The following is a 26,047-nucleotide window of genomic DNA, read 5'->3' on the forward strand; positions in this document are numbered from 1 at the left end:
CGCTGGGGTTGCCGCCAACCGCTTTTTCTTCTTTCCAAAATCCCAACCTTCGGCTCTTTTTATGGGTATTTCCTCCCGTTCTGGCTTGGCTGGCAAGCGCGCCCTCGTCACGGGCGGCCACCGCAGCCCTGGCCCGGCCGATTTGCGCTAACGATTCACTTTTTTACTTTCCCACCCAACTGCTCCCGGCTGCCTTACTTATGAAAAAACATCTTCTCCTGCTCTGGCTCGTGCTTTGCGGCAGCATTGGCCTGGCGCTTGCCCAATCCCGGACTATCACCGGCACCGTGAAGGGCTCGGACGGCGAAACCCTACCCGGCGTAACCGTCGTGCTCAAGGGCACGACCAACGGGGCCTCCACGGCGGCCGACGGCACGTTCTCGCTGGCCGTGCCGCAGGATAGCAAGACGGCGGTGCTGCGCTTTAGCTTCATTGGCTACGTGAGCCAGGAGGTGGCCGTGGGCACCAAAACAACCATTGAAGTGAGCCTGGTGAGCGACACGCAAAGCCTCGACGACGTGGTGGTTATCGGCTACCAGTCCGTGCAGCGCAAGGATTTGACCGGGGCCGTATCGTCGGTAAACGCGCAGCAAATCAAGGACATCCCCGTTAACTCGGCGGCCGAAGCCTTGCAGGGCCGCCTGGCCGGCGTGCAGCTGAATGCCTCGGATGGGCAGCCCGGCAACCAGGGCTTCCAGGTGCGGGTGCGCGGCGGCAACTCCATCACCCAGGACAATACGCCGCTCTACGTGGTGGACGGCATTCAGGTGGAGAACGCGCTGGGCGTGATTGCCCCGCAGGACATTGCCTCGGTGGATGTGCTGAAGGATGCTTCGGCCACCGCTATTTATGGCGCGCGCGGGGCCAACGGCGTTATCATCATCACCACCAAGGGGGGTAAGGACGGCCGCACTACGGTGACATACAACGGGTTCGGCGGTTTCCGCACGCTGAGCAAGAAGCTGAGCGTGCTGGGGCCGGCCGACTACGTGAACTACCAGTATGAGCGCGCCGCCTCGATTGGCACGGCGGCGGGCGGCCTCACCACGTTCCAGAACTATTTCGGCACCCAGACCTACAACAGCCCGCGCCTCGACAGCGCCCGCAACGCGCCGTTTCAGGACTGGCAGGACCAGGTGTTTGGCCGCAAGGCCGGGCAATTTACCCACAACGTGACGCTGGCGGGCGGCAACAAGGGCACGACCTACGCCCTGAGCCTGACCGACAACAAGGAAAACGGCATTCAGGTGGGCACGAGCTACGAGCGGATGCTCGTCAACTTCCGCTTCGACACCAAGGTGAGCGACCGCTTCAAGTTTGGCGTGAACACCCGCTTCAACAACCAGGAGTCGCTGGGCGCGGGCACCGGCGCGGCCGGCGGCACCAGCGCCACCACCGGCCAGAGCGTGCCCACGGGCTCGACTACTACCTCGCGCCTGCGCAATACGATTCAGTACGTGCCGCTGGTGGTGCCTGCCACCAGCCATAGCACCGCCCTGGACCCTAACACCTTCGACAGCGACTTCTTCACCAACTCCAGCCTGGTGAACCCCCTGCTGGCCATCAACAACGAATATCGCTCGGACAAGCGCCGCACCATCAACATCGCGGCCAACGCGGCCCTGAACCTCACCAAGGACCTGGTGCTGCGCTCGGTGGCGGGCTTCGACATCACGGATTTCAACACCAGCACCTTCAACGGGCACTACTCGCCCACCATCCGGCAGCCGGGCGGCGGCTACCAGAACCTGCCGTTTGCCACCATCACCACCCAAACCCAGACTACTATCAACAACTCGAACGTGCTGGACTACTCGTTTCGGAAGGAGAAAAACGTGCTGAACGTGCTGCTGGGCGAAGAAACCTACCAGCAGCAAACGACCTCGCAGTACCTGCAAACCAACTTCTTACCCCTCGACATTACGGCCGGCCGGGCGCTGGCCAACATCAACCAGGGCGTGCTGCCCGCCGGCACGACCGCCCAGCCCGTGACGCCTACCACGGGCATTCCGGTCAACTACACGCTGCTCTCGTTCTTCGGCCGCGCCAACTACTCGTTTGATGATAAGTACCTGGCCACGTTGACGTTCCGCCGCGATGGCTCGTCGAAGTTTCTCAACTACGACGGCACCGACAACCAGCACCGCATTTTCCCGGCGGCCTCGGTGGCCTGGCGCCTTTCGCGCGAGGGCTTTATGCAGGACCTCAAGCCGATTTCGGACCTGAAGCTGCGCCTGAGCTACGGCCAGGCGGGCAACAACCGCATCGGCGACTTCCTGACCTCGCAGCTCTTCCAGGCCGGCAACTCGTCCTATTATATCAATGGCACGCAGGTGCTGGGCTCGGCGGCCACGACGCTGGCCAACCCCAGCCTGCGGTGGGAAATCACCACCTCGCGCGACCTGGGCATGGACCTGGCCCTGTTCAACAACCGGGTGCAGCTCACGGTAGATGGCTATTATAACACCACGAAAGACCTGCTGGTTAATCAGCCCATTCCGGCCATTCTGGGCTACACCAGCCAGCAGCGCAACGTGGGCAGCACGTCGGGCCGCGGCCTGGAGTTTCATCTGAGTGGCACGGCGGTGCAGACCGATAAATTTACCTGGTCGGTGACGGCCAACGCCGCGCTCAACCGCATTCGCATCGATGACCTGGGGGGCCTGAACGAGATTCCGGGCATCAACTCGGGCTGGGCGGGCACCGCGGCGGGCATCCCAACCGACTACGTGGCCCGCGTGGGCCAGCCGGTGGGCCAGATGTATGGCTTCGTGACCGACGGCTTCTACACCACCAACGACTTCGAGAACTACAACGCCACCAGCCGGACCTGGACGCTGAAATCGGGGGTAGCCAACGACGCCAGCGTGGTGGGCGTGGCCCTGGCCCCCGGCGTGCTCAAGCTGAAAGACCTGAACGGCGACGGCACCGTGGACATCAACAACGACCGCCAGGTAATCGGCAACGCCCAGCCCAAAATTACGGGCGGCCTCAACCAGCAGTTCACCTACAAGAGCTTCGACGCCAGCGTCTTCCTCAACTTCGTGTATGGCAACCAGATTTACAACGCCAACAAGATTGAGTTTACCTCGGGCGTGTACCCGCTCACCAACCTGCTGGGCGACATGGCGGGCCGCTACCGCAACTACGACAACACCGGCACGCTCGTGACCGACAAGGCCGCCCTGGACGCGCTCAACCAGAATGCCACCATCTGGACGCCGCCCCGCCAGCTGTTTCTGCACTCGTGGGCGATTGAAGACGGCTCGTTTCTGCGCATCAACAACCTGACCTTTGGCTACTCGCTCAACAAGGCGCTCATTAGCCGGGCCAAGCTCAACCAGCTGCGCTTCTACGTGACGGTCAACAACCTGTACACGTTCACCAAGTATTCGGGCTACGACCCGGAGGTGAACACGCGCCGCCAAACGGCCCTCACGCCGGGCGTTGACTACGCCGCCTACCCCCGCAGCCGGGCCTTTTTGTTCGGCGTCAACCTCTCGCTTTAATTCCCACCCGCTATGTCTTTGGTATTTATGAAATCTCCTCTTTTGGGACGGGTGGCGGCATCGGCGCTGGTGCTGGCCAGCGCGGCCGGGCTGCTCTCGTCGTGCAAAAACTACCTCGATATCGAGCCCACCGCGCTCAACACGACCGACGCCACCTTTAGCACGGCGGCCGGGTCCACGTCGGCCGTCATTGGCACTTACAACCTGCTGGCCGGCGACAACTCCTACGGCACGCGCCTGGCCATGTACTTTCCGCTCGATACGGATGAGCTGATTGGCTCGGCGGGCATCATTGACGGGGGTAGGCGCAGTATTGCCCGCTACAAGGCTTTTTCGACCAACTCCGAGATTATCAACCCCTGGATACGCCTCTACCAGGGGGTAGAGCGCGCCAATATCTGCATCGCCAACATCCCGACTTCGCCCATCTACAACACCGGCGTGGCCGCCGACACGGCTACTCTGCACCGCCTCTACGGCGAGGCGCTGGCGCTGCGGGCGCAGTTTTACCTGGAGTTGGTGCGCAACTGGGGCGACGTGCCGGCCCAGTTCACGCCCACCGTGACGGGCCAGGACGTGAACCTGCCCAACGCCGACCGCAGCGTGACCCTCAAGCAGCTGATTGATGACCTGGCCGTGGCCGAAAAGCTGCTACCCTGGCGCTCGGCTTCGGGCTACAATAACCAGCGCTTTACCAAGGGCGCGGTGAAGGCCCTGCGCGCCCGCGTGGCGCTGCAGCGCGGCGGCTATGCCCTGCAAGGCACCGTGATGACCCGGCCCGCCGACTACCTGGACTACTACAAGATTGCCCGCCAGGAGTGTCTCGACATTATGAGCCACCGCGCGGAGCACACGCTGAACCCGAGCTTTTTGGAAACCTTCCTCAGCATTAATCAGCTGCGCACCGAGGCCGCCAACGAGGTTATGATGGCCGTGGGCATGGGCGGTGCCAGCAGCGCCACCGACAGCAAGCTGGGCTACTACAACGGGCCGCGCCTCACCAGCTCGGGCACCTACGGCACCTCGCAGGGGGCCGTGAACGCCGCCCCGCCGTACTTCTACGCCTTTGACTCGACCGATACGCGCCGCGACGTCACCATTACGCTCTACGTAATCGGCACCAGCAACCTGCAGGCCGGGGCCACCCTCGCCACTATCACGGACGGCAAGTTTCGGCGCGACTGGCGCACGCCGGCCCTGCCCGGCAGCAGCAACTACCTGGGCTACAGCTGGCCACTTATGCGCTTTGCCGACGTGGAGCTGATGTTTGCCGAAACCGAAAACGAAATCAACGGCCCCACGGCCGACGCCCAGAAAGCCCTGCTCGAAGTGCGGACCCGTGGTTTTGGCGGCAACGCCGCCCGCGCCACCGCCGGCCTGAGCCTCACCAGCAAGGATAATTTTTTCACGGCCCTCGTCAACGAGCGCTACTTGGAGTTTGGCAGCGAAGGCATCCGCAAATACGACTTGCTGCGCTGGAACCTGCTGGCCACCAAGCTGGCCGACGTGAAGGCTAAATCGTGGCCATTCAGCAGGGCACCGTGCCCTACAGCACCGGTGCCACCTCGGTGAAGGTGCCCCAGACGCTCTACTACAAGGTAGTGAGCGGCGTGCTGCAATTCCAGCGCTCGCTCTACAAAGCCGCGCCCGCCACGGCCCCCACCGGCACCACCAGCATGGCCTGGGCCTCGGGCATCAACCCCACTTACGTGGCCAATACGATGCCCGCCGGCGCCACCTACACCGCTAACGGCACCACGGCCGCCAGCACAGGCATGGGCCTGGCCGCCGAGTACGTGACGGGCCAGGGCAAGGAGCTGTTCCCAATTCCGCAGTCAACCATCGACACTGACCCTGCCCTCAAGCAGAACGCAGGCTATTAAATTAATGACTAATGACCCTTTGGTTGGCACACATTTTTAGCCCGCAGAAGACGCGGAGGTTTGCGCTGAAGACGCAGAAGCAAACAGCTGCTTAACCGGCTAATTTGAGATTTGTCATTAGTCACTCGTCATTAGTCATTAATCACTACCCCCTATCCAGCATGTTTATTCTATCCGAAGAATTAGTACGCGGCGGGGCAGCGGTGCCCGGCGTTTCCCTACCCCCCCCCGCGCTGCTCGACCTGCCCGAGAAGGTGCTCCAGTTTGGCACTGGCGTGCTGCTGCGCGGCCTCCCCGATTTTTTGATTGACCAGGCCAACCGCCAAGGCATTTTTAATGGCCGGGTGGTGGTGGTGAAAAGCACCGATGGCGGCGACGCCACCGCCTTTGCCCGCCAGGATAACCTCTACACGGTGTGCGTGCGCGGTGTGGAAGATGGCCAGGCCATCAGCCAGAACGTGGTGTGCGCCAGCATCAGCCGGGTGCTGTCGGCCCGCGGGCAGTGGGCCGAAGTGCTGCGGGTGGCCGCCAGCCCCGCGCTGCGAATCGTGCTTTCGAACACGACGGAGGTAGGCATCGTGCTCGACGAAACCGACGACGTGCGCGCCGCGCCGCCGCGCTCGTTTCCGGGCAAGTTGCTGGCCGTGCTGCTGGCCCGCTACGCGGCCTTTGCCGGCGCGGCCGATAAGGGCCTGGTCATCGTGCCCACCGAATTGATACCCGACAACGGCACCAAACTACACGGCATCCTGCGCGAGCTGGCCGAAAACCAGGTGCCCGACCCCGGCTTCCTGCACTGGCTCGAAACGGCCAACACGGTCTGTAACTCGCTGGTGGACCGCATTGTGCCGGGCGCACCCACCGCCGCGGCCGCCGCCAGCCTGGCTCAGGAGCTGGGCTACGACGACGAGCTATTGCTAATGTCGGAAGCGTATCGGCTGTGGGCCATCGAGGGCGATGAGCGGGTGCGGGCGGTGCTGAGCTTTGAGCAGGCCGACGCGGGCATTGTCGTGCAGCCCGACATTAATCAGTTCCGGGAGCTGAAGCTGCGCCTGCTCAACGGCACCCACTCGCTGGCCTGCGGGCTGGCCGTGCTGGGGGGGGTAGGCACCGTGCGCGAGGCGATGGAGGACGACCACTTCGCGAGCTACATCCGCCACCTGATGCTGACCGATTTGCTGCCCGGCATTCCCTACCCCCTCGATGAGGCGGTGGGCCAGCGCTTTGGGCTGCAGGTGCTTGACCGCTTCCGCAACCCCGCCGTGGAGCACCGCTGGCTGGCCATCACCCTCAACTACTCGGCCAAGCTGCGGCTGCGCGTGGTGCCCGATTTGCTGCATTATTACCAGCGCTTCGGGACCGTGCCGCACTACGTGGCGCTGGGCTTCGCGGCCTACCTGCTGTTTATGCGCGGCGTGCGGCACGCGGACGGCCGCTGGCACGGCACGGCGCGAGGCCAGGAATACCTGATTCAGGATGAGCAGGCGGGCTTTTTCGCTGATTTGTGGCACCACCACTCACCCACCGAGCTGGTGCGGCAGGCGCTGAGCGACACGGGCCTCTGGGACGCCGACCTAACCGCCCTCGCCGGCTTTACGGCCGCCGTGACGCGCTACCTGGGTCAGCTGCAGCTCGAAGGCGCGGCCGCTACTTTGGCCGGCATGTTGACTAAAAACCAGCGCGCGGCGGTTTAATTAAGTGAGGTTGCGCGGAGGGCATCGCCCTCCGCGTTCACCTCCGTTACTAGCTGATGTTACGCAGTCTTACCGCCCTCCGCGTTCACCTCACCCCCTAGCCCCCTCTCCAAAAGAGAGGGGGAACTAGCTCTAGCCTGTTTTAGATTGTAAATCAATTACTTAGATTAGAATTAAAACTAAAAAATAGTTCCCCCTCTCTTTTGGAGAGGGGGCTAGGGGGTGAGGTTGCGCGGAGGGCGATAAGACTGCGCAACCTCAGCTAGTAACACGTTTAATCAGTATTGCTGCCGCGTTTGGCACTCATTTCTATGAAGCACCTGGTTGCTAAAATTCACCCCGCCGATAATGTGCTCGTTGCCCTCACCGACCTGCCCATCGGCACGCCCGTGACCTGGGATGGGGTGACCGTGACGACTACCGAGAAGATACCGGCCAAGCACAAGCTGGCGCTGCAAGCCTTGCAGCCCGGCGACGAGGTGACCATGTACGGCGTGCTGGTGGGCCGCATGGCCGCGCCCGTGGCCCAGGGCGGCCTGCTCACCACGGCCAATATCAAGCACGCCACCGATTCGTATCAGGAAGGCCAGCACCCGCACCGCTGGGCGCAGCCCGACGTGAGCCGGTTCGCGGGCCGCACGTTCCTGGGCTTTCACCGGCTCGATGGGCGGGTAGGCACGGCCAACTACTGGCTGGTTATTCCGCTGGTTTTCTGCGAGAACCGCAACATTCAGGTGCTCGAAGAAGCCCTGGTGAACGACCTCGGCTACGCCCGCCGCAAGAGCTACCAGCCTCAGACCCAGGCCCTGCTGGAGCTGCTGCGGGCCGGCAAGTCGGTGGAGGAAATATTAGCTACCGACCTGCACTCGGCCGAAATGGGCCACCAACAGGTGAAGCCATTTCCGAACGTGGACGGCATTCGGTTTCTCAGCCACGAAGGCGGCTGCGGCGGCATTCGGCAGGATGCCCAGACGCTGTGCGGCCTGCTGGCCGGCTACATCACCCACCCCAACGTGGCCGGCGCCACGGTGCTGAGCCTGGGCTGTCAGAACGCGCAGGTGAGCATGTTGCAGGACGAAATCGCGAAGCGCGACCCGCACTTTGCCAAGCCGCTGTTTGTGCTGGAGCAGCAGAAAATTGGCACTGAGGAAGCCCTCGTGAGCGCGGCCCTGCGCCAGACTTTCGCCGGCCTCATGCAGGCCAACCAGCAGCAGCGCCAGCCCGCGCCGCTCAGCAAGCTCACCATCGGCCTCGAATGCGGGGGTAGCGATGGCTTCTCGGGCATCTCGGCCAACCCGGCCGTGGGCCACGTCTCGGACCTGCTGGTGGCGCTCGGCGGCTCGGTCATTCTGGCCGAATTCCCGGAGCTGTGCGGCGTGGAGCAGGAAATCGTGAACCGCTCGGTGGACCACGAAACGGCCCAGCGCTTCACCTCGCTCATGAAAGCCTACGGCGACCGCGCCGTGGCCGTGGGCTCGGGCTTCGACATGAACCCCTCGCCCGGTAACATCCGCGACGGCCTCATCACCGACGCCATGAAATCGGCGGGCGCGGCCCGCAAGGGTGGCTCGTCGCCGGTGGTGGCCGTGCTCGACTACCCCGAATTGGTCACCAAGCCCGGCCTGAACCTGCTCTGCACGCCCGGCAACGACGTGGAAAGCACCACGGCCGAAGTCGGCTCGGGGGCCAACGTGGTGCTCTTCACCACCGGCCTGGGCACGCCCACCGGCAACCCCATCGCGCCAGTCGTCAAAATCAGCTCCAATACTAAACTGGCCGAGCGGATGCCCGACATTATCGACGTGAACACCGGCACCGTCATCGACGGCGCGGAAACCATCGAGCAGGCCGGCGCGCGCATCCTGGAGTACGTGATTCAGGTAGCCAGCGGCCTGGAAGTGAGCGCCGTGCGCCACGGGCAGACTGATTTTATTCCGTGGAAGCGCGGGGTTTCTTTGTAGTCTTTAAGCATAAAAAAGAACGTCATGCTGAGCTTGTCGAAGCATCTCTACCGCGCCGGTCGCGGGTCGTTCAACGAAGCGGTAGAGATGCTTCGACAAGCTCAGCATGACGTTCTTTTTGCTCATTGCCAAACTGCTCACTGTTAATTGCTAATTGATTATGACTCCTTTCCTCTCCGACGACTTCCTGCTGCACACCGAAACCGCGCGCCAGCTTTACCACTTCCACGCCGCGCCGCAGCCCATTATCGACTACCACTGCCACCTGCCGCCCGACCAGATTGCCCAAAACCGGCAGTTTGAGAACCTCACCCAAATCTGGCTCTCCGGCGACCATTACAAGTGGCGCGCCATGCGCGCTAATGGCGTAAATGAGCGCTTCGTGACCGGCGATGCGTCGGACTGGGAGAAGTTCGAGAAGTGGGCCGAAACGGTGCCCTACACCGTGCGTAACCCACTCTATAACTGGACGCACCTGGAGCTGCGCCGCTACTTTGGCATCACCGAATTGCTGAATAAGGCGAGCGCCCGCCGCATCTACGACCAGTGCAACGCGCTGCTGCAAACCCCCGAATACGCGGTGCAGGGCCTGCTGCGCAGGATGAACGTGGTAACCGTCTGCACCACCGACGACCCGGCCGACTCGCTGGAGCACCACCGGGCGCTGGCAGCCACCGACTTTGGCACGCGCGTGCTGCCCACCTTCCGCCCCGACAAGGCTATGGCGCCCGAGGCCCCCGACTATAACCAGTATCTCGACCGCCTGGGCGCGGCGGCGGGGGTAGGGATTCAGACGTATGCCGACTTGCAGGCCGCCCTGCGCCAGCGCCACGACTTCTTCGCCGCGCAGGGGGGTAGGCTTTCCGACCACGGCCTGGAGCGGCTCTCCGCCGCCGATTATACGGAGGCGGAAGTAACGGCCATCTTCGCCAAGGCCCGCGCCGGGCAGGCACTGAGCGCGCCCGAAGTGGAGCAGTTTAAGTCGGCCCTGCTGATTTTCCTGGCTGAGCTGGATTGGGAGAAGGGCTGGACGCAGCAGTTTCACCTGGGTGCGCTGCGCAACAACAACACCCGCGCCCTGCGCCAGCTTGGCCCCGACACGGGCTGGGACTCGATTGGCGATTTTGAGCAGGGTAGGGCGCTGTCGCGCTTCCTCGACCGGCTCGACAACCAGGACAAGCTGGCCAAAACGGTGCTCTACAACCTCAACCCCGCCGATAACGACCTGTTTGCCACCATGATTGGCAACTTCCAGGATGGCTCAGTGGCCGGCAAGATGCAGTTTGGCTCGAGCTGGTGGTTTCTGGACCAGAAGGACGGCATGGAAAAGCAGCTCAACGCCCTCAGCAACATGGGCTTGCTGAGCCGCTTCGTGGGCATGCTCACCGATTCGCGCAGCTTCCTGTCGTTTCCGCGCCACGAGTACTTCCGGCGCATCTTGTGCAACCTGCTGGGCCGCGACGTGGAAAACGGCGAGTTGCCCGCCGAGGAATTGCCCTGGCTGGGCGAGCTGGTCGAAAAAATCAGCTACGGCAACGCCCGCGACTACTTCGGCTTTGCGCCGGCCGCCACGCCGGCAAGTGCGGGGGACTTTGGCGCTAACTAGCTGTTTATTAGAATTTTATCCTACCTGACAGGTGGCCGCGAAGCTGATTACCGATATCGTTTGCGTTAAAAAAGTGGCGTAAACTATGTTTTCCAGCAACTCAACGGCCTACCTTTCAAATCTTATTCCCGTGGTTAGCGCCCGGCCTACCCCCTGTAAAAAGGGCCAAGCGCTTGCCAATTCTCCTCCCTGATGAAGCAAGTCGTCACCTTCGGCGAAGTAATGATGCGGCTCTCGCCGCCGCTGAACTACCGGCTGCCGCAGACCGCTACCCTCGAAGTAACCTACGGCGGCGGCGACGCCAACGTAGCCGCTGCCCTCGCCCAAATGGGCGTGCCGGCCGCCCACGTTTCGGCCTTCCCGGCCAATGAGCTGGGCCACGCGGCCGCCAACCACCTGCGCCGCTACGGTGTCGATACGAATCATTGCCTCTTCACTGAAGGCCACCGGCTGGGGCTGTACTTCCTGGAAGTGGGGGCCTCGCTGCGGCCCAGCCGCATCGTGTACGACCGCGCCGGCTCAGCCTTCGCCCACCTCGACCCGGCCGCTTTCAACTGGGACGAGATTCTGAAAGATGCCGGCTGGCTGCACTGGACGGGCATTACGCCCGCCATTTCGGCCGCCGCCGCCCAGGCCACGGCCGACGCCATCGCGGCCGCGCGCCGGCTGGGCCTCACCGTCTCGGCCGACGTGAACTACCGCCGCAACCTGTGGCAATACGGCCAACGGGCGCAGGATGTGATGCCTGCACTCGTGGCCGGCTGCGATATCGTGGTCTGCACGGAGGGCGACGCCGACGACCTGTTTGGCATCAAGGCCGAGGCCAATTCGGACAACGGCTTTATTTCGATGAGTCAGCAATTGACCCAGCGTTTCCCCCACATCAAGCGCGTGATTGCGACCCGCCGCCAAACGCAGAGCGCCTCGCATGAGCGCATTTGCGGCCTGCTATGGGACCAGGGCGAGTTTTTTGAGACGCCCTTCTACGATATCTCGCCGGTGGTGGACCGCATCGGCGGCGGCGACTCATTCATTTCGGGCTTCATTTACGGCTCCAATACTTACGAGAGTCGGGCCGACGCGCTTTCGTTCGCCACCGTCGCTTCGGCCCTCAAGCATACTATTCACGGCGACATCAACCTGGTGACGCCCGCCGAAGTCGAGCACCTCATGCAGGGCAACCTGACGGGACGCTTGCTGCGTTGACTTTCAAGTATTAAAGCACCAAAAAGAACGTCATTCCGAGCTTGCCGAGGAATCTCGCTCGCATTAGCGAACGACACCCGAACGATTCGCAAGCGGCGCGAGCGAGATTCCTCGGCAAGCTCGGAATGACGTTCTTTTTGCTCCAGGCTCATTTCTACTACCCTATGCTTTCCTCCCAAAAAGTTATTGCCCGCACGCTGGCCGCGCCGCTGGTGCCGGTTTTTTACCACGCCGACGCGGCCTACGCGCAAGCAGTGGTGCGGGCCTGCTACGCCGGCGGCATCCGGGTATTTGAGTTTACCAACCGCGGGGCCAATGCGTTTGAGGTGTTTCAGGAGCTGGCTAAGCTGACCGAAAGCGACTGCCCCGACCTGGTGCTGGGCATCGGCACTATCTACACGGCAGCCGATGCCGAGCGTTTCATCGCGGCCGGCGCGGCCTTCGTGGTGCAGCCCGTGACGACCGCCGACGTGGCCGCCGCCTGCCAGCGCCACGACGTGGCCTGGCTGCCGGGGGCGCTGACGCCCAACGAGATACACGCCGCTACCCAGCTCGGCGCGCAAATCGTCAAAATCTTCCCCGGCAACTTCGTCGGCCCCGACTATATTAAGGCCGTGCGCGGCCCTATGCCCACCACCAAGCTCATGGTGACGGGCGGCGTCGAGCCCACCGAGGCCAGCCTCACGGAGTGGTTTGGCGCGGGCGTGAACGTGGTAGGCATTGGTTCCCAGCTTTTTAAGGGGATAGGCGACCCGGCCGCCATCACGGCGCGCGTAGCCCCGCTGATGCAGTTTTTACAGCAACAAGTCGCTGTTAACTGATGAACGATAATCGGTTGTCATGGCGAGCGCAGCGCGGCAATCGCCCCAGAACGACACCCGCACGACGCCCAAACGACTCGTTCTGGGGCGATTGCTTCGCAGGCTCGCAAGGACAGGCGATTACCCATTGCCCATTACTCACTACCCTATGAATCCCACCCTTCGCAGCTCGCCGCCGGGCACCGACACGTCGGTTATCGGCCGGTATCGTTGGACTATTTGTTCGCTGGTATTTTTTGCCACGACCATCAACTACCTCGACCGGGCGGTTATCTCGCTGCTGAAGCCGTATCTGGAAAAGGCATTCAATTGGAATTCGGGCGATTACGCCAATATTGAGATTGCCTTCAAGCTGGCTTACGCGGTGGGCATGATTGGGGCGGGGCGACTGATTGACAAGCTAGGCACCAAAATCGGCTACGCGCTTTCGACGGCGCTGTGGAGCGTGGCCGCGATGGGCCACGCGCTGGTGAGCAGCACGCTGGGCTTTGGGGTGGCGCGGAGCGCGTTGGGGCTGACGGAGGCCGGCAACTTCCCGGCCGCCATCAAGACCACCGCCGAGTGGTTTCCGCAGCGCGAGCGGGCGCTGGCCACGGGCATTTTCAACTCGGGTTCCAACGTGGGGGCCATCATCGCCCCGCTTTCGGTGCCGTGGATGGCGGAGCACTGGGGCTGGCAGTCGGCTTTCCTGGTTACGGGCGCGCTGGGCTTCATCTGGCTGGTGCTGTGGATGTTGGTGTACGACACGCCGGCCAACAGTAAGCGCCTGAGCCAGGCGGAGTTTGACTACATCAACGCCGATATTCCGGTGGGCCTGCCGGCCGAAGGCGTAACGGAGGAGAAGCCCAAGGTGGGCTGGCTGCCCCTGCTGGGCTTCCGCCAGACCTGGGCCTTCGTCATCGGCAAGTTCATTACGGACCCCATCTGGTGGTTCTACCTGTTTTGGTTGCCCGACTTTCTAACCAAGCAGTATCACCTCACGGGCACGGCCATCGCGCTGCCGGTGGCGGCCGTGTACGTGCTGTCGAGCATTGGCAGCGTGGGCGGCGGCTACCTGCCGCTGGGCTTTATGCGGCGCGGGATGCCGGCCTTCCAGGCGCGCAAGATGGCCATGCTGCTCATTGCTTTCTGCGTATTGCCGATTGTGTTTGCCGAGTATCTGGGCCACCGCAGCATGTGGCTGGCGGTGTTGGTAATCGGCATTGCGGCGGCGGCTCACCAGGCCTGGAGCGCCAACATCTTCACCACCGTGTCGGACATGTTTCCGAAGCGGGCGGTGGCCTCGGTCACGGGCATTGGCGGCTTTGCGGGCGGCATGGGCGGCATTGCGCTCACGGCCCTGGTGCAGAAGCGCATGTTTGTGCAGTACGAGGCCATTGGCCGGCTCGACCACGCGTATTTCATCATGTTTCTGATTTGCGGCGGGGCCTACCTGCTGGCGTGGGTGCTGATGTTCACGCTGGTGCCGCGCATGGAACCCATCACGCTCGACGCCCCTACCCCCCCTTCCGCCGTCTAACCCACTCCCTTTATGAAACGACTGCCCCTTGCCGGCGCGCTGCTGCTGGCCCTACCCCTGCTCGGCATGGCCCAAACCCCCCAACGCCTCAAGCCCCCACGCTCGCACGGTGCCTTGCTCGCCGCGGACGACAAAATGGCCGGGCGCAACGCCGCCGCCGCCAAGGAAGTGGAAGGGCTGGAGCGCCAGCGCTTCGCCGCCCAGGTAAGCAAAGACTACGCTTTTCTGGAAAAAGCCTTCGCCGACGACCTCGTGTACACGCATTCCAGCGGCAAGCAGAACGACAAAACGGAGTACCTGCAAAGCATCCGCGACGGCAAGAGCGTGTATGATAAGATTGACGTGGTGAACATGAACGTGCGCGCTTACAACGGCGGCACCGTGGCCGTGGTGAATGGGCAACTAGTTATTTACCAGCCCAATAAAGCCGACGGCTCGCCCAACGTGGCCCACCTCAAGTACGTCACCACCCAGATTAAAGACCCCGCAAAGGGTTGGCAGGTGGTGCTGTGGCAGTCGCAGAAGCAGCCGGAAGCCAAGTAGAAAACACTTGTCCTTGCGAGCGCAACGCAGTGGAGCGCGGCAATCTTTCCTTGCCGTTCGCATCCTATCAGTTACTAATCCAACGATTAGGAAAGATTGCCGCGCTCCACTGCGTTGCGCTCGCAAGGACAGTCGATTTAGTTGCAGCAAGCTATTTATAATTATGCCCCCTATCCCCCCTCCTTCGCACGACGACCTGGCTACGCCCGTCGGTACTACCCTGGAGCGCTATATTATGCGTAAGCAGGCCGAGTTTCCGTTTGCCACCGGCGAGCTGAGCCAGCTGCTGCGCGACATTGCCCTGGCCAGCAAGATTATGGTGCGCGAGGTGAGCCGCGCCGGCCTCAGCGGCCTCGCCGACGTGGTGGCGCCCGAGGGCCAGGACACGCCGCCCCGCCACCGCCTGGGCGAGGAAGCGCACGTGCGCTTCGTGCGCGCCCTCACCAACGGCCGCGAGTGCTGCGCCATCCTGAGCGAAGCCAGCACCGAGATGATTGATACCGGCAACCACGACGGCCGCTACGTGGTGGCGCTCAACCCGATGAATGGCTCGGTGAGCCTGGACTTTAACGTGAGCACGGGCACCATTTTCAGCATCTACCGGCGCGTGAGTCGCTACGGCGGGCCGGCGCGGGTCGAGGATTTTTTGCAGGGCGGGCGGGCGCAGGTGGCGGCGGGCTACATCCTCTACGGCTCCAGCGTGATGCTGGTGTACACGACCGGGCACGGCGTGGCGGGCTTCACCTACGAGCCGAGTCTGGGCGAATTTTTCCTCTCGCATCCCAGGCTGACCATTCCGGCCACGGGCGAGGTATTTTCCTGCAACGAGGGCAACTGGTTTGACTTCCCGGAGTTTGCCCGCACCTTCCTCACCACTTGCAAGGAGCGCCGCATGGCCGCCCGCTACGTGGGCTCGCTGGCCGCCGACTACCACCGCAACTTATTCACGGGCGGCATCTACCTCTACCCCCCCACCGGGCAGTGGCCCAGCGGCGAGCTGCGCCTGCTCTACGAGTGCTACCCCATTGCCTTCGTGACCGAGCAAGCTGGCGGCCTGGCAGTTACGGGAGCCGGAGACGTGCTCGACGTGCTGCTCACCGCCGACCTGCACCAGCGCGTGCCGCTGTTTGTGGGCTCCTCGGAGCTGGTGCGCGAACTGCAAAGCGTGGCCGCCGCTTGATTCAATTAGCAGTCAGCACCTATCAATTATCGGCCGAATCGGTTACTGGCTAAGTATAAGCAGTAGGTATATCAACCGCTACCCGCGCGCCGATAAGCTGCTCATTGGTCACCAATACCTGACAACTGTTTTTTCTCCATGCCGAAAATCATCGCACCCGAAGTCGAGTTCAGCCAGCTGCTGGCCGACCTCAAGCAGGCTACCCCCGAAATTTTCACCGCCGAGGGCGGCTACCTCAATCTGCTTGAAGGCCGCTGGCAGGAGCCGGGCCAGCCCAAGCCCTTCCACTCGCCCATCGACGGCACCGACATTGGCTCGCTGCCCATGCTTCAGCACGACCAGGCCCTGCGCGCCGTGCGCGCCGCCAAGGGCGAAGCCGCCGCCTGGGCCGCCACCGACCTCGACGAGCGCAAGCGCCGCGTGCAGGACTGCCTCGACCACCTGCGCCCGCACATTGACCTGGTTAGCAAGCTCTTGATGTGGGAAATCGGCAAGACCTACAAGCTGGGCTTCAACGACATTGACCGCGCCGTGGAGGGCGTGCAGTGGTACGTGGACAATATCGAAGGGATGCTCGGCGACCGTAAGCCGCTGGGCCTGGTCAGCAACATCGCATCCTGGAACTACCCGATGTCGGTGCTGATGCACGCGGTGCTGGTGCAGGTGCTGTGCGGCAACTCGGTGATTGCCAAGGCCCCCACCGATGGCGGCTTTATCTCGCTGAGCCTCACTTTTGCCATCGCGCGCCGCGCCGGCCTGCCCGTGACGCTGGTGAGCGGCCCCGGCGGCGAGCTAAGCGACGTGCTGGTGAAGGACCCCGCCGTGGACTGCCTCAGCTTCGTGGGTGGCCGCTACAACGGCCGCAACATCGCCGACGCGCTGGCTTCGCAAGACAAGCGCTATATGCTGGAGATGGAGGGCGTAAACACCTACGGCATCTGGAACTACTCGCAGTGGGACACCCTGGCCGAGCAGCTCATCAAGGGCTACGACTACGGCAAGCAGCGCTGCACCGCCTACGTGCGCTGGGTGGTGGAGCGCCGGCTATTCCCGGAGTTTCTGGAAACCTACACCAAGGCCATCGGCAGCCTCAAAATCGGCAACCCTACCCTCGTGGATAAGGCCGGCGACAAGCTGCCCGACCTGGCTTTCGGCCCCGTTATCAACGCCCGCCAGGCTGAGGACCTCGACCGTCTTTACGCCGACGGCCTCAAGACCGGGGCTATCCCCTTTTACGAAGGCAAGCTGGATGACAATCTCTTCCTGCCCGGCCAGGACCGCGCGGCCTACCGCGCCCCGCGCGCGCTGGTGGGCCTGCCCCGCCAGGCCGAGCTGTACTTCAAGGAGCCCTTCGGCCCCATCGATTCGGTGGTGCTGGTGGACCGCGTGGAGGAGTTGGTGGGCGAGATGAACATCTCGAACGGCGCGCTGGTGACGGCCCTCGGCTCGGACGATACTCAGTGGGCCACCCGCACCGGCAAGGAGCTGCGCGCCTTCAAGGTGGGCATCAACAAGCTGCGCTCGCGCGGCGACCGCGAGGAAGTATTCGGCGGCCTGGGCGAGAGCTGGAAAGGCGCTTTCGTGGGCGGCAAGCTGCTGGTGGAAGCCGTGACTCAGGGCAACCCAGGGCAGGCCGTGCTCGGCAACTATCCCGACGCTATTCTGCTGCCGGAAAAGGCGTAGGTCATTTAAGTAGCAAACAAAAAGCCCCCAATCACGATGACTGGGGGCTTTTTAATAACGTCGTGGCAACGATTTTACAGTTTATCTAAATCCCCTAATAATAAATCCTCTAATTCTTGCCGTTCAGTATGGTCAGCCCGATAAAGTAGAGAAGTGTATTCATCGGGGTTGGTTTCTACGTCTTTTTTAATAATAGTAAGTGTGCCGTTCGTTTCTTTATTAGGACTTACGCACTTGGTGGTAACTTGAGAAAAAGCCTAGCCCAATGGTGACGCAAGCAACCTACATCGAGTACCTGCTCAGTACGCCCCGCAATTATACGTGCACGCACCTTGCCGAGCACTTGCCGCAGGTGAGCCACGACCAAGTGAACCGGTTTTTGCGCCGCAGCTCGTTCTCACCCACGCAGTTGCGGGAGTTGGTGCTACCCTTGTTGAGTGACTCGCCCGAGGCCTTTTTGTTCGTCGACGACAGTGTGCAGGACAAGCGCTACAGCCGTTTTATCGAGGTGGCCAAGCGCCAGTACTCCGGCGCCGCCCACGGCTTGGTGACCGGCATCTGCTTGGTCAACCTGGTGCACAGCAGTGGGGAGGCCGGTGATTTTCTGCCCCTGGACTACCGCGTGTACGCCCCGCAGCAGGATGCGCTGAGCAAGAACGAGCATTTCCAGGCCATGTTCGCCCACGTGGTGGCCGAAGACAAAATCCAGGCCCGCACCCTCTTGTTCGATGCCTGGTACAGCGGCAGCGAGAACCTGAAGCGCATTCACCGCGCCGGTTGGACGTTTTTCACGACCCTGAAAAGCAACCGGTTGGTGAGTGCGAACAAGGAGACGGGCTATCAAGCCCTGGACGCAGTGGACCCGCCGCCGGGCGGGTGGAGCACGGGGTTGGAAGTGCGCTTAAAGCAGGTGCCGTTTGCGGTGCGTTTGTTCAAGCTGGTCGCCGCCAACGGCGACATTGAATGGGTCGTGACCAATAACTTCGCCTTCACCCTGACCCAGCAACTCGTCGAAGTCACGACCCGCACGCGCTGGCAGGTGGAAGAGTTTCACCGCAGCTTCAAGCAGCTCACCGGGGCTGAAAAATGCCAGTGCCGCCGTGCCCAGGCCCAGCGCAACCACTTGGCTTGTTGCTACCTGGCCTGGGTGTCCTTGCGCCAGTTTGCCCGCCAAACCGCCCAAACCCTGTACCAAGCCCATCAGCAGCAGTGGGCTCCTTATCTGCGCCAGTTGCTAGCCAAACCCCTCATTCCAGCGCTAATACCGACGAGTGCGTAAGTCCTATTTATAATGCTCATGCCAGCGGTTGAATAGCTTATTACGAGCGCGCTGCTGTTTTTTATCTGGAGAACAAACCCATACGACGATAGCGGCAGGATTTTGGGTCAATTCCTGCTCAGCTACTGCCATCATCGTCGCCTCCAGGCGAAAATCCCGGCCATTATCGCGAGCAGTAGGGTCAAGAAGCTCCAAACCCAGTACTACCCCATTGGCTTGGAGCGGTGGTTCGGGAAAATCATAAGTGGTAAACGTAATAAAATACGTGCGGGCTTTATCGTCTATAAACTCATAAATCCTGGCCTCCGGCAGTACCTTTAAGTGGCAATGATAGGGGCGTAATGAAGGTAATATCATTGTTTAATGTATTGTTTTTTGGGTCACGAACGTAGGCTGCGATACGCGCTTTATCAGTCGTGATTTGGTTGATGACTTTTTTCCAGTCCATTTTTTTAGTTTGCGTTGCCACGGCGATAAATTGTAAAAGTGTTTAGGATAGACCAAGTACAAAGGTAATCGGCGACCTGCTTTCAACGTGCTCCTATTGAGTAGAGTTCGGCGGCCTGGGAAGCGCTTTAGTAGGCTGCAAACTGCTCGTGGAGGCCGTGATAGGCAATTACCCCGACGCTATTCTGCTGCCGGAGAAGGCGTAGGATTTCGTTCTAAAATGTATCGGGGCCGTTTTCCAGCTGGAAAGCGGCCCTTTTGCTCTCTACCCCACCCGCCCGTAATGAACAAGCTAATCGCGCTGCTCTTCGTCTTGGCCGCCTTGCGCGCCCACGCCCAGGCCCCTACCCCCGTCCTCGACTGGAAAGCGGCCGCCACGCTGCCCACCTACCTGCTTCAGCAGGTGCACCAGCAGTACGGGCCGCGCCGGGCGGCGCTGGATGCCGCGCTGACCTCGGCGGCGGGCACGGCCGCCTATCGCGACTCGGCGCGGGCGCGGTTCCGGCGGGTGCTGGGGCCGCTGCCGGCGCGCACGCCGCTGCGGGCGCGGGTGGTGGGCACGGTGCCGCAGCCAGGCTTTCGAATTGAGAAGATTATCTACGAAAGCCTGCCTCACCACCACGTTACGGCCAATTTGTACGTGCCGGAGGGCCGGGGCCAAAAGCCAGCGGCGCTGCTGTTTTGCGGGCACGAGAACGCGAGCAAGGCTACCCCCTCGTACCAGCTCACGGCGCGGCTGCTGGCCCGCAACGGCTTCGTGGTGCTGGTTATCGACCCGGTTTCGCAAGGAGAAAGAATGCAGCTGACCGATGCCAGCGGCAAGTCGCTGACGCGCGGCGGCACTACCGAGCATACCTTGCTTAATGCCGAAGCCAACCTAGTGGGCCGCACCCTACCCGCCGAAGAGTTATGGGATAACGTGCGCGGCCTCGACTACCTGCTGACCCGGCCCGAGGTGGACGCCGCCCGCGTGGGCTGCCTCGGCAACTCGGGCGGGGCCACGCAAACCGCCTATTTCATGGGCTACGACGAGCGGGTGAAAGTGGCGGCGCTGGGCAGCTACGTGGCCGCCGGCGAACGCAACCTTACCCTCACCGGCCCCGCCGATGGCTGCGTGATGCTGCCCGGTGCCGGCGCGGCCGGCCTCGACGTGGCCGACTGGCCCATTATGTTCGCGCCCCGGCCGGTGCTGCTGCTCACGGGCCGCTACGACTTTGTGGACCAGACTGATATGGAGGCTGCTTTCACCGACGTGCGCCGGGCCTACGGCGCGCTGGGCCAGCCCGAGCGAGCCGCTATTTTTACGTATGACGACGGCCACGGTATCTCGGCACCCAAGCGGGCGGCGGCGGTGGCCTGGTTTCGGCGGTGGCTGGGGGTAGGCGGCCCGGCTGTGCCCGAAGACGCCACGCCCGCCTTGCCCGAAGCCACGCTGCGCTGCACGGCCACCGGCCAGGTCAACACCAGCTTCCGGGACGAGCAAACGCTGGCCGACCTGCACCGCGCCGCAGCCCACGCGCTGGCCGCCCGGCGCGGCCAGCCCACCGGCGCGGCGCTGGCCGCGCTGGTGCGGCGGCAGTTAGACACTGGTAGTGAAAGAGGCCAAATTACTGGTATCGACGCGGGCGACACGCTGCGCCAGCCTGGCGGCCTGGCCTGGCAAAGCCTGATTTTTCGGCGGGCCGGCGAGCCGCCGCTGCCGGCGCGGCTACTGCTGCCCACCGGCCCTACCCCCCCGGCGCGCCTCGTAGTGTGGCTGCCCGACCGGGGAATGGCCCCGGTGCTGCGCGACAGCGCCGCCCGCCTGGCCGCCTACCAGCGCCAGGGCACGGCCGTGCTGCTGGCCGACCTGCGCGGCCTGGGCGAAACCACCGACCCAGCCGCGTTCAACGACCCTAAATACTACAACCAGGAATACCGCGATGCCCTGCTGGCGCTGCATCTGGGCCGGCCGCTGCTGGCCCAGCGAGTGCTGGACGTCAGCACGTTGCTGACTTTTATCCGCAACGAGGGCTGGTTGGGGCAGCTTCCGCTGCTGCTGCGGGCCGACGGGCGGGCGGCGCTGGTGGCCCTGCACGCGGCCGTGCTGAGCCCGCGCGTGTCGAAAAAGCTTTATACTCTGGTGGCTGATATGCCGCAGCCGCCCGGCACAGCGCCTGTTTGGATACCTCAAATTGACCAGGTGCAGGTGAGCGGCGGGCCGGATTCGTGGCTTTATTACCTGGAAAACCCAACGGTGAAGGATGCTTACTCGGAGCTGCTACCGGACGCGCTGCGCCTCTACGACGTGCCCGACCTACGCCGGGCGCTGGGTATTCGATTGGTAGCCAATTAGAAGGAATAGCTTTAGGGCTTACGCAAGAGACGTTTGTCGTAGTGAGCGCAGCGCGGCAATCGCGTCAGCACGACACCCGCGCCGGTCGTTCTGGTGCGCTTGCTTCGCCCTGCTCACCACGACAGACGTTTTGTGCGTAAGTCCCATAATTTAAAAATCTAAACCCGGTTCCTGATAGAGGGTGAGAACGGAGCCGTGGGTCGCTACCTGCCGCCACCGCCTAACTCTCGCAGAAGCAGCCCAAAACCGTGCAGCAGGCCCTGGGCACCCTCTCATGAGCGAGCCAGCGCTTGCGAGCCGTGCTTATCCCCGCCCAGTGCAACCAGCTACCAGGGCTTCAGACTGGTGCTGCCGCCTGCAAAAACCTTTGCTGCCCGGTCGTGCGCCAAGCCTTTCGCGGCCAAGAATGGCAAGCGGCAAATGAACAGTTTTCGAGTAAAAGAAAATTATTTTTTGAGTAGGACTTACCAATGAGTAATTTGGATTGCTGAAAATCAAAAGTCTGTTGTACCTTTGAATCAGTCAAACGCGGCAGCGGCCTTTTGACGGCTGCCGCGCTTCTCGTTTTTACTCCCTCTTACTCTCCCTTTGCTCATGAAATCACTGCTTACCCCTGCTATTTGCCTGTTAGTTATCGGCCTGTCTGCCAAGCCAGTAGCCGCGCAGAATATCGACGCTGAGCGCGCTACCCCCAGCCTGGGCCTCATTGCCGGGGGCGGCATTAAGGCCAGCCCGCTGGTGCGCTACCTGGCCGCCACGCTCCAGCTTTCGCAGCAGCAGACGGTAGCCGTGCAGGAAGCGGTGCAGAAGCACCGCCGCCTGACGCGCACCCCGGCTTTGCTCACGGAATGCCTGCAAAAAGTGCTGCCCGCCCAGGAGTTTGACCGCTACCTGGCGCTGCAAGACGACGCGGACGCGTTCAAGAATCTGCGCTCCCTGGCAATGTATTAGCTGACTGCCACGGTGGGCGGCCATACGGGGCCAGCCGCGCGGCACGGGTAACAACCTATGGGCGGCTGGTATTTCAGGTGGTAGAGCTAAAGCCTGGGAGCGCGAGCAGACTGTAAAACAACGCGTTACCGGTTCACCGCCCTACCCCGTCACTCGCCGCCGAAACCGCAGGCGCAGCTCCCCGGCGGGCCGCAGGGTGATAAGCGGATTCATGCCCGGTATCGGCGCGTTGGCGGGCTCCACCCGAAATTCGCGCAGGGCCTGAATCAGGACTAATTGCAGCTCGGTGAGGGCAAACTGCTGGCCCACGCACAGGCGCGGCCCACCGCCGAAGGGCAGGTAGCCGTAGGGCGGCGGCACGGGCTCGGCACCGGGCGCAAAGCGCTCAGGCTGAAATACTTCCGCCTCGGGCCACAGGCCAGGGTGGTGGTGCAGGCCGTAGATGTAGAGTGAAAAAATGGTGCCCTTGGCAATGGGCACTCCCTCGAATTCGTCGGCTTCGGTGGCCGTGCGGTCAATTATCCAGGCGGGCGGGTAGAGGCGCATGGCTTCCTGCACCACGTGCAGGGCGTAGGGCAGCCGGGGCAGGTCTTCAAACTCAACCGGCTGGCCACCAGGCAGCTCGCGCTCGATTTCGGCGGCCAGCTTATCCTGCTTCTCGGGGTGGTGGGCCAGCAGCGCGAAGGCCCAGGCCAGGGCATTGGCCGAGGTTTCGTGGCCGGCAATGAGCAGGATATTCAGCTCGTCGAGCAACTGGTTTTCACTCATCGCCGTGCCGTCGTCCTCGTAGCGGGCATCGAGCAGCATTTGCAGCAGGTCATCGGGGGGTAGGGCGTCGGCGGGGGCGGCCGCCAGCGCCGCCTCGTGCCGTAATATGGCCCCGCGCACCAGCTCGCGCAGGTTGCGGGCCAGCTGGTCGTGGCGGCCGTAGCTGCCCCGCACCCAGTGCCAGGGCCGCAAATAAGGCTGCCGGATGGTGCCCACGTAAAATGCCTGAATGGCCGTGAGCCAGTCGCTGAGCCGCGTGAGTTGCTCCTCGCCCAGGCTGTCGCCAAAAACCGACCGCGCTACGATGCGAAACGCCACCCGCGTCATGGCGGCGTGCGCATCCAGCTCCGCTACTGCTTGCTGGTCAGTTAGTTGCGTCGCCAGGTCCTGCACCCATTCGGCGGCCGCCCGGCGCATGAGGCGCGTGAGGCCCGCCAGCCGCTGCCGATGAAAGCCCGGCTGAATGAGCCGGCGCTGGCGCAGCCAGTCGGCACCCTCGTTGGTGAGCAGGCCGCGGCCCAGGTAGCGCACCAGCCCGTGCGTGAGGTCCGACTTGGCGTAGCGGCGGTGGTTTTTTTGCAAGATATGCTGCACCAAAGCCGGGTCGCGGGTCACGACGGAGGGCCGCGCACCACCCAGGAACAGATGCACCGTGTCGCCGTAGTGCGCCAGCAGCTTGTTGAGGTTGCCCACCGGGTCGCGGGCCGCTTGCAGCGAGCTGCGCAGGGTTATGAGGCGGGGTATGCGCGGCCAGGCGGGGGTAGGGAGCGGAGTATCAACCATAATTTCAAGCAGGCAATACGAGTTCGCGGGGCAGCTCAAACTTCAGCTCGCGGCTCTTTTTGCGGCCGTGCAGCTGGGTCAGCAAGTCATCAAGCTCAGGCTTGTATTCGAGCCACAGGTCTTCGTGCAGGTGCTTGGGAATGAGATTGGTGAGGCGCACCACCAGCCGCGCCGCGCCCACGAAAAAACCCTGGTAAACGCTGTCAAACTGCCCGGTGTAGTTCTCAAAAATTAGCCGCAGCGTGTACATGCTCAGGTCAATTTCGAGCTGCTTGCTTTTGGTGACGCGGCGGGCGCGGGCGGCCTCCTGCACGGCGGCGCGCAGGGCCTTCACGAGGCTGCGGTTGAGCAGGCGGCCCGTCACGGCCACGTTGAACAGCTCGTGGATGCGGTCGGCGCTGGCCTCGTACACGGTGGCCACGGTCGCATCGGCCAGCAGCTCAAAGGCATACGTGTCGTAGAGCTCGGCGTCGCGGCGCACGGCGCGCAGCAGCAGCGCCGCCAGCTCCTTGTCGGAAAGGCGGGTCAGCGCTTTTTTAAATTCGGCGGAAGGAACGGGCATTTAGTAGAAAGGAAGAAGTAGAAAGGAAGGATGGGGACTTGTGACCAGCGCACTCCTGGCTCCCACTTCCTGCGTTCTCATCAGCAAAACCGGCGAAATCGGGCCGGAAATTTACGCCCGGCGGCCCCTACCCCCCCGCCGAGCCCGAACGCGCAGGGGCCAGGAACCGGACCGGACCGGCCATTATTACTGTTTTCGACGAAACGAAACCGGCGTGCGTGCGGTTATCAGCCGATACCCACGTACTACCAACGGCCCCGGCCACCGTATTTTTGCGTCATGGCTTTTCCCGCTACCCGCCCACAAACTGACTACCAGGATGACGTGCTGCTGCTCGAAGAAGAGCAGGAGCTGCGCACCCTCATAGTATATAATGACGACGTAAATACGTTCGAGCACGTTATCCAGACACTCATCGAGGTGTGCGGCCACGAGCCCGAGCAGGCTGAGCAATGCACGCTGCTCATCCACCACAAAGGCAAGTGCGCGGTCAAAAATGGCACCTACGAGGAGCTGGAGCCCCGCTGCTCGGCCATTCACGACCGGGGCATTTCGGCGGATATTGTTTGATTATTTACTTGATGGGGCGGTTTTGTCATTGCGAGCAGAGCGAAGCAATCGCACCCAAACGATACCCGAACGGCTCGTTCTGGTGCGATTGCTTCGCTCTGCTCGCAATGACAAAACCGTTTTATTCCCAGAATGGATTTTCCTTCCAAGCTCATTGAAAACGCGGTAGTGGAGCTGTCGCGGCTGCCCGGCATTGGCAAAAAAACGGCGCTGCGCCTGGCCCTGCACCTGCTCAAGGCCGAAAGCGACACCACCGCCAACCTGGCCGAGGCACTGGCCAAAATGCGCTTCGACATTACGTATTGCCGCACCTGCCACAGCATTTCGGACAGCGAAGAGTGCAGCATTTGCGCCAATAAACTGCGCGACCACGCGATGGTGTGCGTGGTGGCCGACGTGCGCGACGTGATTGCCATCGAAAACACGGGGCAGTACCAGGGCGTGTACCACGTGCTAGGCGGCGTTATCTCGCCCATCGAGGGGGTAGGGCCGGCCGATTTGCAAGTCGATTCGCTGGTGGCCCGCGCGGCGGCCGAGGACTCCGAAATCCGCGAGATTATCCTGGCCATCTCGCCCACGATGGAGGGCGACACCACGGCTTTCTACCTGTCGCGCCGCCTGCGCGACTTCGAGAGCCTGAATATCAGCACCATCGCTCGCGGCATCCCGATGGGCGGTGAGCTGGAGTACGCCGACGAAATCACGCTCGGCCGCAGCATCGTGGAGCGTCAGCGCCAGGCCCGCTAG

At 62.7% G+C, this 26,047-nt stretch carries 20 protein-coding genes; 18 read left to right on the forward strand and 2 right to left on the reverse strand.

Translation table 11 applies throughout. From position 1 onward, the window contains the following. The first annotated feature begins 200 nt into the window (after positions 1-200). The 16 genes from A0257_06945 to A0257_07020 all read left to right on the forward strand — a co-directional run bounded on the left by A0257_06945 (position 201) and on the right by A0257_07020 (position 22,617). On the forward strand, positions 201-3,509 hold the full coding sequence (locus A0257_06945; GenBank protein ID AMR26868.1) for a hypothetical protein: 3,309 nt from the start codon (positions 201-203) through the stop codon (positions 3,507-3,509). Positions 3,510-3,560: 51 nt separating this feature from the next. After that, the gene (locus A0257_06950; GenBank protein ID AMR26869.1) at positions 3,561-5,081 is read left to right on the forward strand and encodes a hypothetical protein; all 1,521 of its coding nucleotides are present in this window, start codon (positions 3,561-3,563) and stop codon (positions 5,079-5,081) included. Then, complete coding sequence (locus A0257_06955; protein AMR26870.1) at positions 5,030-5,392, forward strand: hypothetical protein; 363 nt, start codon at positions 5,030-5,032, stop codon at positions 5,390-5,392. The genes A0257_06950 and A0257_06955 overlap by 52 nt, the downstream gene beginning before the upstream one ends. 161 nt (positions 5,393-5,553) lie before the next feature. Further along, positions 5,554-7,086: an altronate oxidoreductase gene (locus A0257_06960; protein AMR26871.1), complete on the forward strand. Its 1,533-nt coding sequence runs from the start codon at positions 5,554-5,556 to the stop codon at positions 7,084-7,086. 311 nt (positions 7,087-7,397) lie between these two features. Continuing rightward, the gene (locus A0257_06965; protein ID AMR26872.1) at positions 7,398-9,047 is read left to right on the forward strand and encodes an altronate hydrolase; all 1,650 of its coding nucleotides are present in this window, start codon (positions 7,398-7,400) and stop codon (positions 9,045-9,047) included. A gap of 160 nt (positions 9,048-9,207) precedes the next feature. After that, positions 9,208-10,653 carry a uronate isomerase gene (locus tag A0257_06970; protein ID AMR26873.1) on the forward strand — a complete coding sequence of 482 codons (1,446 nt, stop codon included), beginning with the start codon at positions 9,208-9,210 and terminating at the stop codon, positions 10,651-10,653. 189 nt (positions 10,654-10,842) lie between these two features. After that, positions 10,843-11,859, forward strand: coding sequence for a 2-dehydro-3-deoxygluconokinase (locus tag A0257_06975; GenBank protein AMR26874.1), 1,017 nt, complete (start codon positions 10,843-10,845; stop codon positions 11,857-11,859). A gap of 164 nt (positions 11,860-12,023) precedes the next feature. Next, a complete protein-coding gene (locus A0257_06980; GenBank protein AMR29656.1) occupies positions 12,024-12,680 on the forward strand; it encodes a ketohydroxyglutarate aldolase in 657 nt (218 codons plus the stop codon). A 148-nt stretch (positions 12,681-12,828) separates the two neighbouring features. Continuing rightward, a complete protein-coding gene (locus A0257_06985; GenBank protein ID AMR29657.1) occupies positions 12,829-14,199 on the forward strand; it encodes an MFS transporter in 1,371 nt (456 codons plus the stop codon). 66 nt (positions 14,200-14,265) lie between these two features. After that, positions 14,266-14,742 (forward strand): hypothetical protein, encoded by a 477-nt coding sequence (locus tag A0257_06990; protein ID AMR29658.1) that lies wholly within the window; start codon positions 14,266-14,268, stop codon positions 14,740-14,742. Between the two features lie 163 nt (positions 14,743-14,905). Beyond that, the gene (locus A0257_06995) at positions 14,906-15,922 is read left to right on the forward strand and encodes a fructose-bisphosphatase (protein AMR26875.1); all 1,017 of its coding nucleotides are present in this window, start codon (positions 14,906-14,908) and stop codon (positions 15,920-15,922) included. Between the two features lie 138 nt (positions 15,923-16,060). After that, entirely contained in the window at positions 16,061-17,605 is a 1,545-nt protein-coding gene (locus A0257_07000) for a dehydrogenase (GenBank protein ID AMR26876.1), read from the forward strand. Positions 17,606-17,984: 379 nt separating this feature from the next. Continuing rightward, positions 17,985-18,884: a transposase gene (locus A0257_07005; protein AMR29659.1), complete on the forward strand. Its 900-nt coding sequence runs from the start codon at positions 17,985-17,987 to the stop codon at positions 18,882-18,884. Positions 18,885-18,986: 102 nt separating this feature from the next. Next, positions 18,987-19,205, forward strand: a complete 219-nt coding sequence (locus A0257_07010; GenBank protein AMR26877.1) for a hypothetical protein — start codon at positions 18,987-18,989, stop codon at positions 19,203-19,205. 409 nt (positions 19,206-19,614) lie between these two features. Then, positions 19,615-21,666 carry a hypothetical protein gene (locus tag A0257_07015; protein ID AMR26878.1) on the forward strand — a complete coding sequence of 684 codons (2,052 nt, stop codon included), beginning with the start codon at positions 19,615-19,617 and terminating at the stop codon, positions 21,664-21,666. Positions 21,667-22,260: 594 nt separating this feature from the next. Further along, the gene (locus tag A0257_07020; protein ID AMR26879.1) at positions 22,261-22,617 is read left to right on the forward strand and encodes a hypothetical protein; all 357 of its coding nucleotides are present in this window, start codon (positions 22,261-22,263) and stop codon (positions 22,615-22,617) included. Positions 22,618-22,758: 141 nt separating this feature from the next. Here A0257_07020 and A0257_07025 read toward each other — a convergent pair whose 3' ends face one another. Then, complete coding sequence (locus A0257_07025) at positions 22,759-24,168, reverse strand: hypothetical protein (GenBank protein AMR26880.1); 1,410 nt, start codon at positions 24,166-24,168, stop codon at positions 22,759-22,761. A gap of 4 nt (positions 24,169-24,172) precedes the next feature. After that, positions 24,173-24,730 carry a hypothetical protein gene (locus A0257_07030; protein AMR26881.1) on the reverse strand — a complete coding sequence of 186 codons (558 nt, stop codon included), beginning with the start codon at positions 24,728-24,730 and terminating at the stop codon, positions 24,173-24,175. A 279-nt stretch (positions 24,731-25,009) separates the two neighbouring features. On the opposite strand from A0257_07030, the gene A0257_07035 reads away from it, so the two are divergent. Both A0257_07035 and A0257_07040 read left to right on the forward strand, forming a co-directional pair. After that, entirely contained in the window at positions 25,010-25,300 is a 291-nt protein-coding gene (locus A0257_07035) for a Clp protease ClpS (GenBank protein ID AMR26882.1), read from the forward strand. A gap of 132 nt (positions 25,301-25,432) precedes the next feature. Next, a complete protein-coding gene (locus tag A0257_07040; protein AMR26883.1) occupies positions 25,433-26,047 on the forward strand; it encodes a recombination protein RecR in 615 nt (204 codons plus the stop codon).

Origin of the sequence: Hymenobacter psoromatis (genome assembly GCA_001596155.1) — a bacterium.
In the GTDB taxonomy this organism is placed as follows: domain Bacteria; phylum Bacteroidota; class Bacteroidia; order Cytophagales; family Hymenobacteraceae; genus Hymenobacter.

Bases quoted from the DNA above. Each gene is read 5' to 3' on its own strand.
- A0257_06945 (AMR26868.1), top strand. From the start codon at position 201: ATGAAAAAACATCTTCTCCTGCTCTGGCTCGTGCTTTGCGGCAGCATT.
- A0257_06960 (AMR26871.1), top strand. From the start codon at position 5,554: ATGTTTATTCTATCCGAAGAATTAGTACGCGGCGGGGCAGCGGTGCCC.
- A0257_06965 (AMR26872.1), top strand. From the start codon at position 7,398: ATGAAGCACCTGGTTGCTAAAATTCACCCCGCCGATAATGTGCTCGTT.
- A0257_06970 (AMR26873.1), top strand. From the start codon at position 9,208: ATGACTCCTTTCCTCTCCGACGACTTCCTGCTGCACACCGAAACCGCG.
- A0257_06980 (AMR29656.1), top strand. From the start codon at position 12,024: ATGCTTTCCTCCCAAAAAGTTATTGCCCGCACGCTGGCCGCGCCGCTG.
- A0257_06985 (AMR29657.1), top strand. From the start codon at position 12,829: ATGAATCCCACCCTTCGCAGCTCGCCGCCGGGCACCGACACGTCGGTT.
- A0257_06990 (AMR29658.1), top strand. From the start codon at position 14,266: ATGGCCCAAACCCCCCAACGCCTCAAGCCCCCACGCTCGCACGGTGCC.
- A0257_06995 (AMR26875.1), top strand. From the start codon at position 14,906: ATGCCCCCTATCCCCCCTCCTTCGCACGACGACCTGGCTACGCCCGTC.
- A0257_07000 (AMR26876.1), top strand. From the start codon at position 16,061: ATGCCGAAAATCATCGCACCCGAAGTCGAGTTCAGCCAGCTGCTGGCC.
- A0257_07015 (AMR26878.1), top strand. From the start codon at position 19,615: ATGAACAAGCTAATCGCGCTGCTCTTCGTCTTGGCCGCCTTGCGCGCC.
- A0257_07020 (AMR26879.1), top strand. From the start codon at position 22,261: ATGAAATCACTGCTTACCCCTGCTATTTGCCTGTTAGTTATCGGCCTG.
- A0257_07025 (AMR26880.1), bottom strand. From the start codon at position 24,168: ATGGTTGATACTCCGCTCCCTACCCCCGCCTGGCCGCGCATACCCCGC.
- A0257_07030 (AMR26881.1), bottom strand. From the start codon at position 24,730: ATGCCCGTTCCTTCCGCCGAATTTAAAAAAGCGCTGACCCGCCTTTCC.
- A0257_07035 (AMR26882.1), top strand. From the start codon at position 25,010: ATGGCTTTTCCCGCTACCCGCCCACAAACTGACTACCAGGATGACGTG.
- A0257_07040 (AMR26883.1), top strand. From the start codon at position 25,433: ATGGATTTTCCTTCCAAGCTCATTGAAAACGCGGTAGTGGAGCTGTCG.